The sequence below is a fragment of the Serratia sp. OS31 genome (genome assembly GCF_014164835.1).
In the GTDB taxonomy this organism is placed as follows: domain Bacteria; phylum Pseudomonadota; class Gammaproteobacteria; order Enterobacterales; family Enterobacteriaceae; genus Serratia; species Serratia liquefaciens_A.
The window spans coordinates 201245-213812 of the sequence record NZ_JACJFQ010000002.1; the positions used below are offsets into that span (position 1 = coordinate 201245).

Genomic DNA, 12568 nt, shown 5'->3' on the forward strand with positions numbered 1-12568 from the left:
CCCGATTATCCAAACGGACCGAGGTTTGCAGTCGGTCAGTTCCTGGAGTATCTTAGCAACTATATTGTAAGAACAAATCTTACAAAAGAGACATAATTGATGGAGGCGCACAATGGGCAGAACATTAACGGTAGACCTGGGTGAAGAGCTGCGTGGTTTTGTCGAAGGCCTGGTCGCCAGCGGCGACTACCGAACCCCAAGCGAGGTCATCCGCGAATCGGTACGTACCCTGCGCGAACGTACCGCTGCATCAAAACTGGAAGAACTGCGCCGCTTGATCGCCGAAGGTGAAAATAGTGGCGAAGCCCTAGAGTGGGATCGCGATGTGTTCATGGAAAGAATACGGAGTAAAACAAAAGGATGCGAAGAAAAATAGTCGTCCGCCCAAAAGCGCTGGATGACATGGAAGATATTTATTTCTATGGCCTGGAGCGGTATGGATTACAAGCCGCCGAAGACTACCTTAGCCATATTCATAAAGCATTTGATAATCTTAGCCATTTTCAGCTTGGCAGAAATCTAGCCTTGATTAAGCAAGATCTCTGCGTTCTGCCAACGGCTGGGCATCTCATTTATTTTCGTGAAGATATCCATTGGGTAAGAATCATCAGGGTTTTGCATCACTCCCGGGATCCCACCCGCACGCAATTTATTGGGTAATCCTTACGTTTATATCGCCACCAGCCCGCGTACGCCGTCCTGCTCCATCGCGCTGCCTGCCCCGCGCTGAATTATGCTGCCACGCGACATCACCAGATAGCTGTCTGCCAGTTCGGCAGCAAAATCATAGAACTGCTCCACCAGCAAGATAGCCATATCGCCACCTGCCGCCAACTGCTTGATCACTGCGCCGATCTCTTTGATCACCGAAGGTTGGATCCCTTCGGTCGGCTCGTCGAGGATCAACAACTGCGGCCGACAGGCCAGCGCACGCCCAATCGCCAACTGCTGTTGCTGCCCGCCAGAGAGATCGCCACCGCGCCGATCTTTCATCTGCAGCAAGACGGGGAATAACTCATAAATATGTGCCGGCACCTTACGTGCCTCCGTGCCGGAAAAACGCGCCAGCCCCATCAGCAAGTTTTCCTCTACCGTCAGGCGCGGAAAAATCTCCCGCCCCTGCGGCACATAGGCGATGCCCGCCTGCACCCTTTGATGCGGTTTTTTGCCGTTAAGGGCCACCCCCTGCCAGTTGAGGGTGCCGCTTTTAGCCGGGATCAGCCCCATCAGGCATTTCAGCAGCGTGGTTTTCCCCACGCCGTTGCGCCCCAGCAGGCAGGTCACCTCACCGATGCGGGCCTCAAACGACAGGCCGCGTAAAATATGGCTGCCGCCGTAGTATTGATTCAGCTCGTTAACTTGCAACATAGTGGTTCCTCAGCGCCCCAAATAAACTTCAATCACCTGCTCGTTGGCCTGCACCTGCGCCAAAGAGCCCTCCGCCAGCACCTGGCCCTGATGCAGCACGGTGACATGATCGGCGATGGTTTCGACAAAGCCCATGTCGTGCTCTACCACCATCAGCGAATGCTTGCCCGCCAACGCGCGGAACAGCTCGGCGGTGTACTCGGTTTCTGCATCCGTCATCCCTGCGGCCGGTTCGTCGAGCAGCAACAGGTGCGGCTCTTGCACCAACAGCATGCCAATCTCCAGAAATTGCTTTTGCCCGTGGGACAGCAGCCCGGCGGGCCGATGGCGCTCATGACCCAGCCGCAAGGTTTTCAGCATCTCATCGATACGGTCGCGCTGCTCACCGCTGAGCCTGGCGCGCAGGCAGGCCCACACCGATTTCTGCGCCTTCTGGGCAATCTCAAGATTTTCGAACACCGTCAGCGCCTCAAACACCGTAGGCTTTTGAAACTTGCGGCCAATGCCGGCCTGGGCTATCTGCATCGGATCCAACGCGGTCAGATCGACCGTTTGATCGTAAAACACTCTGCCGCTGTCCGGCCGGGTTTTGCCGGTGATCACATCCATCAAGGTGGTTTTCCCTGCCCCGTTTGGCCCGATTACACAGCGCAGTTCCCCTACGCCAATCTGCAGCGACAAATCACTCAGCGCACGAAAACCGTCGAAGCTGACGTTGATGTTGTCGAGCAGCAGCACGGGATCGGTTTGCTGACGGTGCCTATCCGCCGGCAACGGTTGGGTGAACAACTCGTCGGTCATTTGCAGCGAATTCATTGTGATTTCCTTCTGCGTAGCAGGCCGATAACCCCCTTCGGCAAGAACAGCGTGACGATGATAAACATCAGGCCAAGGAAGAACTGCCAGTATTCAGGGATTGCCATGGTGAACCAACTTTTGGCGCCGTTGACGATACCGGCGCCGAGCAGTGGCCCCACCAAGGTGCCGCGCCCGCCGAGTGCCACCCAGATAGCGGCCTCGATCGAGTTGGTCGGCGACATTTCACCGGGGTTGATGATGCCCACCTGCGGCACATATAACGCCCCGGCCAGGCCGCACAGCACCGCCGACAGCGTCCAGACGAACAGCTTGAAACCTTTGGGATCGTAGCCGCAAAACGTCAGGCGATTTTCCGCATCGCGCACCGCGGTTAACACCCGGCCAAACTTGCTGCGAGCCAGAGCAAAACCGATCGCCAAACTGGCCGCCAGCAACAACACCGTTGCCAGAAACAACGCCACCCGCGTGCCGGTCGCGACGATCGGAAAACCCAGCAGCGTGGTGAAACCGGTAAAGCCGTTGTTACCGCCAAAGCCGGTTTCGTTGCGGAAGAACAGCAGCATACCGGCATAGGTCAATGCCTGAGTCATGATGGAAAAATAGACGCCTTTGATTTTTGAACGGAAGGCGAAGTAGCCGAACACGAAGGCCAGCACGCCCGGCACCAGCACGATCAGGCACAATGCCCAGGCGAAATACTGAGTGCCGCTCCAAAACCAGGGCAATTCGCTCCAGGACAGGAATGCCATAAAGCTCGGCAAGCCCTCTCCCGCCGCCTGGCGCATCAGGTACATGCCCATCGCATAGCCGCCCAGGGCGAAAAACAGCCCATGTCCCAGAGACAACAACCCGGCATAGCCCCACACCAGATCAAGCGCTACCGCCACCACGGCATAGCACAGAATTTTGCCTACCAGCGTCAGGGTATAGGTGGAGATCGCCAGCGGGTGACCCGCCGGTAACAGCGCGAGAAAAGGCATGATTAACAGCGTCAGCAACGCCAGCCCGCCGATGCCCAGCGCCAGTCGGGGGGCCTTTTGCACCCCGGTTACAGTCAAAGGTTGGCTCATCAGTCGTTCACCCTGCCCTTGAGGGCAAATAGCCCCTGAGGACGCTTTTGAATAAACAGGACAATCAGCGCCAGGATCAGGATTTTACCCAGCACGGCGCCAATCTGTGGTTCAAGAATTTTGTTGAGGATACCGAGGCCAAAAGCCGCCACCACCGTACCGGCCAACTGGCCCACACCGCCAAGCACCACCACCAGGAAGGAGTCGATGATATAGCCCTGCCCCAGCTCGGGCCCGACGTTGCCCAGTTGCGACAAGGCTACGCCGCCCAACCCGGCAATGCCGGACCCCAACCCGAACGCCAGCATATCGACACGACCGGTGGGGACACCGCAACACGCGGCCATGGCACGGTTTTGCGTCACGGCCCGCACGTTCATGCCCAGTCGGGTTTTATTCAGCAACAGCCAGGTGAGGGTCAGCACCAGTACCACAAACACGATGACGGCAATGCGGTTCCATGGCAGCACCAGATTCGGCAGTAGTTGAATGCCGCCCGACAGCCAGGCCGGGTTCGCGACCTCCACGTTTTGCGCACCAAACAGCACCCGTACCCCTTGGATCAGCACCAGGCTAATGCCCCAGGTGGCCAGCAGCGTTTCCAACGGTCGGCCATAAAGGTGGCGGATCACCGTGCGCTCCAGCGCCATGCCGATGCAGGCCGTGATGGTGAACGCCGCCGGCAGTGCCACCAGCGGATACAGCGCCAGCCACTGCGGCGCAAACTGCTGAAACAGCCCCTGAACCAGATAAGCCGAATAGGCGCCGAGCATCAGCATTTCGCCGTGCGCCATGTTGATCACCCCCAGCAGGCCATAGGTGATTGCCAAACCGAGCGCCGCCAACAGCAGGATCGACCCCAGCGACAGGCCGGTAAAGGCCTGGCCGATCAGGTCACCGATCATCAGCCGATGTTTCACGCTGCTCAGGCTTTTCATCGCTTCGGCACGTACCGCGGCGTCTGGCTCATGATCTGTCTCCGTCAACGCCTGCAGGCGCGTTTGCGTTTCAGGATCGCCCGAACTGCCAAGCAAGCGCACCGCGTTGAGTCGCACCCCGGCGTCGGCATCGTTCAGTTGCAGATTCGCCAGCGCGATGCTCAACGCCTCATGCACCCGGCTGTCTTGTTCCAGCGCCAAACGCTGGGTCAGCAGCGGCAACTGATCGCTTTGCGCCTCGCGCTGCAGGGCCTGCGCCGCCTGTAAACGCACTGCCGGGTCCTCGCTGACCAGCCGATGCGCCGACAACGCGTTGGCAATCAGGATGCGCAGCCGGTTGTTCAACCACAGCTTCTTCGGCGTGCCGACCGGGGCCGCGCTGCCAGACAAGGGCTGGTAGTTTTCGCCCTGCTGAACAAAGGCATGTTTGGCCTGGTCGATCACCAGGTTTTCCTGCTTCAACGCTTGCAGCAGCGGCAGGCGCGAAGCCTCAGGCGCGGTGGCCCACGCTTGCAATAATGCGGCTTGCTGCGTGCGGCTGGCCGCAGCAAAATCATCGGCCGGCCCCGCCTGCGCAAACATGGGCAGGCAGCACAGCAGAAAACACAGAGGCCTGAGTCGGCTTAAAGAGAAAAGTTTCATCGGATGTCTCGTCGCAATGGGGCGTTACGCAGCCAGCCCCCCGCCGCTGCGGGGGAACCGGATTTTACTGACCGCCTTTTACCGGGTGATCCGGCTTTTTGTCGTTGCCGGCAATGTACGGGCTCCACGGCTGAGCGCGGACCGGCGCATCGGTCTGCCACACCACGTTGAACTGACCGTTGTCTTCAATCTCACCGATCATCACCGGCTTATGCAGGTGGTGGTTGGTGGCGTCCATGGTCAGGGTAAAGCCCGATGGCGCAGCGAAAGTCTGCCCGGCCATGGCGGCGCGCACCTTATCAACGTCGGTAGTTCCGGCCTTCTCAACTGCCTGCGCCCACATGTGGATACCGACATAGGTCGCTTCCATCGGGTCGTTGGTCACGGCGGTGGCATAGTTCGGCAAGTTATGGGCCTTGGCGTAGGCTCGCCATTCGCTGACAAACTGCTTGTTGGTCGTGTTATCCACCGACTCGAAGTAGTTCCAGGCCGCCAGGTTGCCCACCAGCGGTTTGGTGTCGATACCGCGTAGCTCTTCCTCACCGACCGAGAAGGCAATCACCGGCACATCGGTAGCCTTGATCCCCTGGTTAGCCAGCTCTTTGTAGAAGGGAACGTTGGAGTCACCGTTGATGGTGGAGATCACCGCAGTTTTGCCACCGGCGGAGAATTTCTTGATGTTGGCGACAATGGTTTGGTAGTCGCTGTAACCGAACGGCGTATAGACTTCTTCAATGTCTTTATCCTGGATCCCTTTCGAATGCAGGAAAGCGCGCAATATCTTGTTGGTGGTGCGCGGATACACGTAGTCGGTCCCCAACAGGAAGAAGCGTTTGGCCGCTCCGCCGTCTTCGCTCAGCAGATACTCCACCGCCGGGATTGCCTGCTGGTTAGGCGCGGCACCGGTGTAGAACACGTTCGGCGACATCTCTTCCCCTTCGTACTGCACCGGGTAAAACAGCAGGCCGTTCAGCTCTTCAAACACCGGCAGCACTGACTTGCGCGACACCGAAGTCCAGCAGCCAAATACCGCCGCCACCTTGTCCTGACTCAGCAGCTGGCGCGCCTTCTCGGCGAACAGCGGCCAGTTGGAGGCCGGATCCACCACCACCGGTTCGAGCTTTTTACCCAATACGCCACCTTTGGCGTTGATATCGTCGATGGTCATCAGCGCCACGTCTTTCAGCGGCGTTTCAGAAATCGCCATGGTGCCGGACAGCGAACTCAGGATGCCGACCTTGATGGTGTCGGCGGCCTGTACGCCCCAGGCCATACCCATGCCGACCACGGTGGCGGACAACGCAAAAGCTTTTATAAAGTGACGACGTTGCATAATTCAAACTCCTGATGTTGATGTTAGAAAACCCACCTTGTTAAGCAGAATTACCCCTATGAATTTCGAGTTGCCGCTAACCGCCCCACCGCTCGAAAGACGCCGGGTTATGGCTGACGAAGCCGGGCCTGATGCAGCATATGCAGAGTTATTTTTCTTACTTCAGCCTTGCTGACGGCAATATGGTGACTGAGCTGCGTTTGCGCCTCCTCGGTTCGGTGTTGCAAGATCGCCCGCAAAATGGCGGCGTGCTCGTTGTAGGTCGCCTCAACCCGGCTTTCCTGGGTGAAATCGAGCCGACGAATGATGCGAATTTTCTCGGTCAGATCGCGATGAATACGCGCCATTTCTCCATTCCCCGCTGCCTCGACCAGCGCCATATGAAACTGCTCGTCGTGCACGGAGACGGTTTTCCCCTCCTCCAGCCGCGGTTCGTCGATCCAAAAACGGGTGAGCGCCGCCAACTGCTCAGGCACCTCGCCCATTGATCGGGCGCACAGCCGTTTTACCGCTTCGCACTCCAACACGATGCGCAGGTCATACAGCTCCTCGAAGTAGGCAAAATCGAACGGGCGCACCTGCCAGCCGCTGCGAAAATGCACCTCTACGTAGCCCTCGCGCTCCAGCCAGAACAACGCCTGACGCACTGGCGTACGGCTGACGTCCATACGCACGGCAATTTCGTTTTCGCTGAAGCGATCGCCCGGCAGCAGGTGAAAATCAAAAATGTCGTCCTTGAGCTGCAGATAGATACGTTCCGCCAGCCCCTCCGGCCGTGCCTTGCTGCGGTTATTGGTGATTTGCATCGCATGCCTCTCTGTGGGGGCCACATACCACGCCCCGACGTGAATGATTGAGCGTCAGCTGGCGTGTTCCAGCCACAGCAGCGCATCGCCCGGCCCCACCGGCCGCCCCTGCTGGCAACTGATGCGCTTGACGATCCCGGCACGCGGCGCGGTGACCGCCAGTTCCATTTTCATTGCCTCGACCACGATCAACAGCTGACCGGCTTCCACCCTTTGCCCCGGCTCGACCAGGATCTTCCACACGCTGCCGTTCAGGTCGGCGCTGACCAGGTCGCCATCCACCTCTTCCTCATCCGTCGGCGGTGGCAACAATTGGGCCTCGGCCTCCTCCTCTTCCGCCTGCCAGCGCGTCACTTCGTGGCTGAATGCTTGTTGCTGGCGCTGCTGGAAGGCGCTGATGTCTTCCGCGTTGTCCGCCAGAAAACGGCGGTAATCGGCAAAATCGAATTCGCTGTCCTCAATGCGGATCTGCGCGCGCCCTTCGCGGAACGCCTCTCGCTGCTCATCCAGCTCCTGCTCGCTGACCGGGTAGAAACGCACCTGATCGAAGAAGTGCAGCAGCCAGGGCTCACCGGGGTTGAACTGCGGGTTTTTGAGAAATTTGTTCCAAATCGGTAACGTGCGTCCGACCAACTGATAGCCGCCCGGCGAATCCATGCCATAAATGCACATGTACATGCCGCCGATGCCGACCGTGCCTTCGGCGGTATGGGTGCGCGCCGGATTGTATTTGGAGCTGAGCAAACGGTGCCGCGGGTCGATCGGCACCGCACAGGGCGCGCCCAGGTAGACGTCGCCCAGCCCGAGGATCAGGTAACTGGCGTCGAAGATGATGTCGCGCACCTGCTCGCGGCTGCCGAGCCCGTTGATGCGCTGGATAAAATCGACGTTGTTCGGCAACCAGGGGGCCGACGGACGCACCGTCTGCTGGTAACGTTCCACCGCGCCCAGCGTGGCGGAATCTTCAAACGCCATCGGCAGATAAACCGTTCGCGTCGGCACTTTCAGTTGGCTGACATCACCCAGCGCCTGTTCGCGCGCCAACAAGCGCTGGAGTAAATCAGCCTGACCGAGAATGCGGCTGTCATAACGGATCTGCAGCGATCGCACGCCGGGTGCCAACTCCTCCACGCCGGGGATCGCATCCTGCTTGAGCGACTGCATCAGCAAATGGATGCGCAGCCGCAGCGCCAGATCGAGCACGTTGTCGCCGTACTCCAGCAAAATGTATCCATCCCCCGCCTGGCGGTAGACCACCGCTGGCCGACTGTCGGTGGCCGGTAACGCCGCCACTATGGTGGCGGAGGCGGTGGTGCCCGGCATCAGATCCGGGGGTGCCAGGGTGATGGCCTTCACCGCCGCCAGGGCTTCGATACTGCCGAGCTGCGCCTGCTCCAGCGACTGCGCCTGCTTGAAACCGATAGGATGAAAACGGATGCGATCGCCCGGTTTCACCTGACCGACCTTCCACAGCTCCGCCCTGGCGATGGTCACCGGGCAAACAAAACCGCCCAGGCTCGGTCCGTCGCGGGTAAGGATCACCGGGAAATCGCCGGTGAAGTTAATCGCACCGATGGCGTACTCGCAGTCGTGCACGTTGGACGGGTGCAGCCCCGCCTCGCCGCCGTCCTGCCGCGCCCACTCCGGTTTAGGCCCGGACAGGCGCACGCCCAACCGGTTGGAGTTGTAATGCACCTGCCATTCGGCTGCAAAGAAACGTTCGATGGATGCCGGGGTAAAGAAGTCGGGTGCGCCGTGCGGACCATACAGCACGCCGATATTCCACAGATTGCCGTACTGCGGGATCAGGCTTTCGTCCATTACCTGCGGGGCCGCAATCGGCGCCGGAGTAGTGGTGGCTGCCAAACCCGGTTGCGATACCGCCAGCATGTCCGCCACGCGCAGGGTGCGGCCGGCGTGGCCGCCAAACTGCCCCAGCGCAAAGGTCGAACGGCTGCCCAAATACACCGGCACGTCGAAGCCATTGCGCACCGCCAGATAGGTGCGGCAACCCCGCTGCGCCCGTCCTAATCGCAATACCTGGCCGGCGCTAACCGCTATCGGCTGCCAGTAGGCCAGGAGTTCGCCGTCCAGATCGGCCGGGCAGTCCGCGCCGGTCAGGGCAATGATGGCGTCGCAATGAAAGCGCAGGGTCGGCCCCTGCAGCGTAAACTCCAGCCCGGCGGCGCTGGGGTGGTTGCCGACAATGCGGTTGGCCAGCCGGAAAGCGAAGTCGTCCATCGGCCCGGACGGCGGTACGCCGATATCCCAATAGCCGAGGCGACCAGGGTAATCCTGCACGCTGCTGTAAGTCCCCGGCTGCAGCACTTCAATGCTGTGGGGTTGGAACCGGAAGCTGTCCAGCATGCGGGTCCAGACGCTGCCGCTCTGAAATGCCTCCGTTGCAATGACTTGTCGCAGGTAGTCCAGGTTAGTGGCAATCCCGTGCAGCCGGGTTGCATCCAGCGCGACACGCATTTTCTCCAGCGCCTGGCGACGGTCTTCGCCATGAACAATCAGCTTGGCGATCATCGGGTCATAAAATGCCGAAACTTCGCTGCCGGTGGCTACCCAACCGTCGACTCGCACGTCATCCGGAAAGTGCACTTCAGTCAGCACGCCGGGGCTGGGTTGGAAATGCTTCAGCGGATCTTCGGCATAAATACGGACTTCAATCGACGCCCCCTGCGGCGCTCGTTGCAACGCCGCCCAGTCCAGCACATCGCCCGCCGCCACCTGTAACATGCATTCGATCAGATCCAGCCCGGTGACACATTCGGTCACCGGATGCTCCACTTGCAGGCGAGTATTCACCTCAAGAAAATAAAACTCGTCACGTGCAGCGTCGTAGATAAATTCCACGGTGCCGGCGCTGCGGTAGTTGACCGAGGCCCCCAGCGCCACCGCCGCCTGATGCAGCGCCTGCCGGGTAGCGGCCGGCAGGTTCGGTGCCGGGGTTTCCTCCACCACTTTCTGGTTGCGGCGCTGTAATGAACAGTCGCGCTCGCCAAGCGCCACCACCCAGCCCTGACCGTCGCCAAATATTTGCACTTCCACGTGCCGGGCCTGATCGACAAAGCGCTCGATAAAGGCCCCAGAGTCGCGGAAGAACTGCTCGCCCAGGCGTTTTACGCTGTCATAAGCCTCACGCAGTGCGGCTTCATCGTCGCAGCGCGTCAGGCCAATGCCGCCACCACCGGCGGTGCTTTTCAACATCACCGGATAGCCAATCCGGCCAGCGGCGCTGACCGCCTCCTCGACGCTGTTCAGCAGGCCCGTACCCGGTGTCATCGGCACCTGCGCCACCGCTGCCAGCTCGCGAGCGCGGTGTTTCAGGCCAAACTCGCGGATTTGCGCCGCCGTCGGGCCGATAAAAGCGATGCCCGCCGCTTCACAGGCATCGGCAAACTCAGCGCTCTCGGAAAGGAAGCCATAACCCGGATAAATCGCCTGCGCGCCGGTTTGCGCCGCGGCCGCCAGGATCTTGTCGATGCACAGATAGCTGTCAGCGGCTTTGTCGCCGCCGAGCGGTATCGCCAGATTAGCCTCGGTCACGTGCGGCGCATTGCGATCGGCGTCGGAATAGACCGCTACGCTGGTGATGCCCAGACGTTTCAGGGTGCGGATCGCCCGGCAGGCAATTTCGCCGCGGTTGGCAATTAATACGGTAGTAAACATGATCAGGCCCCCTTCTGGCTGGCGATATAGTGGCGCCATCCGCCAAATTCAGTGATGTCCGTCGCGCCCTCTAGCGCCCAGGGTTCGCAGATAAAGCCTTTCACCCGCCGCCCGTCTGCCAGCAGCAAGGTGCCCATGCCCAGCGGCGCCGGGATCTCGGCCACGAATTCGCCAAAATGCGCCAACGGGATATCCCATAGCTCGACGCTGATGGCGGCACCCTGAGCGGCTTTGACCAACCCCGGCTTTGGCGGTTGGCTATTGGCGAGGGCGTACAGGCGATAGCACGGCGCGGTGGTGGTTTGCTCTACGCGGGTTGCCCCGCGTTGCACGAGCTGGAAATTCAGCGGCATATCGCTGAGGTGCGCACCGACCACGGCTACCCGCACGTGCTGGCTGGATGGCGTCAAGCATTGAGGAGCAGGTAACCGGCGACCCGTTGCGCCAAGCGGCAGATCCTGAGCCTGCTGCCAGCGCAGGCCGAACGCCGCCAACGCACGATCGTGCCAGGCGGGGGCAATCAGGGTGATACCGGCAGGCAATCCGTCGTCACGCATCGGCGCGGGCAGCGCCAGTGCACTCAGATCGGCCAGGTTGGTGAAATTGGTGTAGGTGCCGAACTGCGAGTTAAACAACACCGGCTCTTGCTCCATTTCCGCCAGGGTGCGGATCGTCGGCGAGGTCGGCACCACCAGCGCATCAAAGGGAGCCAGTCGCTGCTCAATCTGCCGCGTCAGTTCGGCACGCAGATATTCCGCCTTGTAAGCATCGCAGGCGCTGTACTTCAGGCCGTTATTGACGATGCCGCGCACCACCGGGTTGATGGCCTGCGGGTTGGCGCTCAGCATCGCTTCGACCGCCACTGTGCGCTCCGCCACCCAGGGGCCGTAGTAGAGCTGCTCCGCCAGCACGCGAAACGGCGTAAAATCGAGGGTTTCCAGCGTCACGCCGCCGCTTTTCAACTGCGTCAGCGCCCGCTGAAATGCCCGCTCGGCCTGCACATCGCCGAAAAATTCGAGTTGCGCAGGCACCGCGAAACGCGGTGACGCAGGTAAATCCGCCGGGGCGGTACGGGGGTTAATGCGGGAATAGGCATCGGCTGGGTCATAGCCGCCGGCCAATTCGGCCACCAGCGCCGCGTCCGCCACCGTGAGGGCAAACACAGATACGGTGTCATTCAATCGGCAAGCGGGCACCACGCCACGGTTCGACAGCCCGCCTTTGGTCGGTTTCAGGCCGACAATATTGTTGAATCCGGCCGGCACGCGGCCCGACCCTGCGGTGTCGGTGCCCAGAGAAAACGGCGTCAGGCCGCGCGCCACTACCGACGCCGACCCGGAGCTGGAACCGCCGCTGACGTAGCGGCTATCGAAACTGTTGACCACCGCGCCGTGTGGCGAACGGGTGCCCACCAGCCCGGTCGCGAACTGATCGAGATTGGTTTTACCGATCACGATGGCACCGGCAGCGCACAAATTGGCGACCACGGTGGCGTCCGACGCCGCCAGATAAGCGAACTCCGGGCAGGCCGCGCTGGTCGGCCAGCCGCCGACGTCGATGTTGTCTTTTACCGCAAAGGGTACGCCAAACAGCGGAAGCTGGCTGATATCGCCGGCGATCGCTTCAAGCCGCTGCGCCAATCTTTGGTACTGCACTTCACGCTGTGCGGCGCTGGCAAGATACAGCCAGGCGTTGTCATCCGCCGGCAGCTCGGCGGCCAGTGCAGTCAGGGTAGCGCGCACGCAGGCAATGCGCTCGTCGGCCGGGCGGGTGTGATAGTGGTGTTGCCATTCGCTGAGGGTGAAACCGCGTAGCTTATTATCAGGCTGGGTCATCGGCTGAATTCCATCTAGTACACAAGATGGGATTCAATAGAGCAACCGACGTGCCAATTTTTAATCGTCTGATTTCAAT

10 protein-coding genes are annotated in these 12568 nt (G+C 60.4%); 2 read left to right on the forward strand and 8 right to left on the reverse strand.

Going from position 1 to position 12568, the window contains the following annotated elements; genetic code table 11:
* Window positions 1-112 precede the first annotated feature (112 nt).
* Together H5P17_RS03280 and H5P17_RS03285 are read left to right on the forward strand one after the other, a co-directional pair.
* On the forward strand, window positions 113-376 hold the full coding sequence (locus H5P17_RS03280; protein ID WP_182821220.1) for a type II toxin-antitoxin system ParD family antitoxin: 264 nt from the start codon (window positions 113-115) through the stop codon (window positions 374-376).
* On the forward strand, window positions 361-660 hold the full coding sequence (locus H5P17_RS03285) for a type II toxin-antitoxin system RelE/ParE family toxin (protein WP_182821222.1): 300 nt from the start codon (window positions 361-363) through the stop codon (window positions 658-660). The genes H5P17_RS03280 and H5P17_RS03285 overlap by 16 nt, the downstream gene beginning before the upstream one ends.
* 9 nt (window positions 661-669) lie before the next feature.
* On the opposite strand, the gene urtE is transcribed toward H5P17_RS03285, so the two are convergent.
* The 8 genes from urtE to atzF all read right to left on the reverse strand — a co-directional run bounded on the left by urtE (window position 670) and on the right by atzF (window position 12489).
* Window positions 670-1368: an urea ABC transporter ATP-binding subunit UrtE gene (gene urtE, locus H5P17_RS03290; RefSeq protein WP_182821223.1), complete on the reverse strand. Its 699-nt coding sequence runs from the start codon at window positions 1366-1368 to the stop codon at window positions 670-672.
* A gap of 9 nt (window positions 1369-1377) precedes the next feature.
* Window positions 1378-2184 carry an urea ABC transporter ATP-binding protein UrtD gene (gene urtD / locus H5P17_RS03295; protein WP_182821225.1) on the reverse strand — a complete coding sequence of 269 codons (807 nt, stop codon included), beginning with the start codon at window positions 2182-2184 and terminating at the stop codon, window positions 1378-1380.
* A complete protein-coding gene (urtC, locus tag H5P17_RS03300; protein ID WP_182821227.1) occupies window positions 2181-3257 on the reverse strand; it encodes an urea ABC transporter permease subunit UrtC in 1077 nt (358 codons plus the stop codon). Before urtC ends, urtD begins: the two co-directional genes overlap by 4 nt.
* Entirely contained in the window at window positions 3257-4837 is a 1581-nt protein-coding gene (urtB, locus tag H5P17_RS03305) for an urea ABC transporter permease subunit UrtB (protein WP_182821229.1), read from the reverse strand. The genes urtC and urtB overlap by 1 nt, the downstream gene beginning before the upstream one ends.
* Before the next feature lie 64 nt (window positions 4838-4901).
* A complete protein-coding gene (urtA, locus tag H5P17_RS03310) occupies window positions 4902-6170 on the reverse strand; it encodes an urea ABC transporter substrate-binding protein (protein WP_182821231.1) in 1269 nt (422 codons plus the stop codon).
* Window positions 6171-6277: 107 nt separating this feature from the next.
* Window positions 6278-6976, reverse strand: coding sequence for a GntR family transcriptional regulator (locus H5P17_RS03315; RefSeq protein WP_044549125.1), 699 nt, complete (start codon window positions 6974-6976; stop codon window positions 6278-6280).
* A gap of 54 nt (window positions 6977-7030) precedes the next feature.
* Window positions 7031-10654, reverse strand: coding sequence for an urea carboxylase (uca, locus tag H5P17_RS03320; RefSeq protein ID WP_182821233.1), 3624 nt, complete (start codon window positions 10652-10654; stop codon window positions 7031-7033).
* A 2-nt stretch (window positions 10655-10656) separates the two neighbouring features.
* On the reverse strand, window positions 10657-12489 hold the full coding sequence (gene atzF, locus H5P17_RS03325) for an allophanate hydrolase (RefSeq protein ID WP_182821235.1): 1833 nt from the start codon (window positions 12487-12489) through the stop codon (window positions 10657-10659).
* Between the last annotated feature and the right edge of the window lie 79 nt (window positions 12490-12568).

What these genes read in the sequence shown, in the direction of transcription:
- urtB (WP_182821229.1), bottom strand. Translation starts at nt 4,837, where the DNA reads ATGAAACTTTTCTCTTTAAGCCGACTCAGGCCTCTGTGTTTTCTGCTG.
- H5P17_RS03315 (WP_044549125.1), bottom strand. Translation starts at nt 6,976, where the DNA reads ATGCAAATCACCAATAACCGCAGCAAGGCACGGCCGGAGGGGCTGGCG.
- urtC (WP_182821227.1), bottom strand. Translation starts at nt 3,257, where the DNA reads ATGAGCCAACCTTTGACTGTAACCGGGGTGCAAAAGGCCCCCCGACTG.
- urtE (WP_182821223.1), bottom strand. Translation starts at nt 1,368, where the DNA reads ATGTTGCAAGTTAACGAGCTGAATCAATACTACGGCGGCAGCCATATT.
- atzF (WP_182821235.1), bottom strand. Translation starts at nt 12,489, where the DNA reads ATGACCCAGCCTGATAATAAGCTACGCGGTTTCACCCTCAGCGAATGG.
- urtD (WP_182821225.1), bottom strand. Translation starts at nt 2,184, where the DNA reads ATGAATTCGCTGCAAATGACCGACGAGTTGTTCACCCAACCGTTGCCG.
- H5P17_RS03280 (WP_182821220.1), top strand. Translation starts at nt 113, where the DNA reads ATGGGCAGAACATTAACGGTAGACCTGGGTGAAGAGCTGCGTGGTTTT.
- urtA (WP_182821231.1), bottom strand. Translation starts at nt 6,170, where the DNA reads ATGCAACGTCGTCACTTTATAAAAGCTTTTGCGTTGTCCGCCACCGTG.
- H5P17_RS03285 (WP_182821222.1), top strand. Translation starts at nt 361, where the DNA reads ATGCGAAGAAAAATAGTCGTCCGCCCAAAAGCGCTGGATGACATGGAA.
- uca (WP_182821233.1), bottom strand. Translation starts at nt 10,654, where the DNA reads ATGTTTACTACCGTATTAATTGCCAACCGCGGCGAAATTGCCTGCCGG.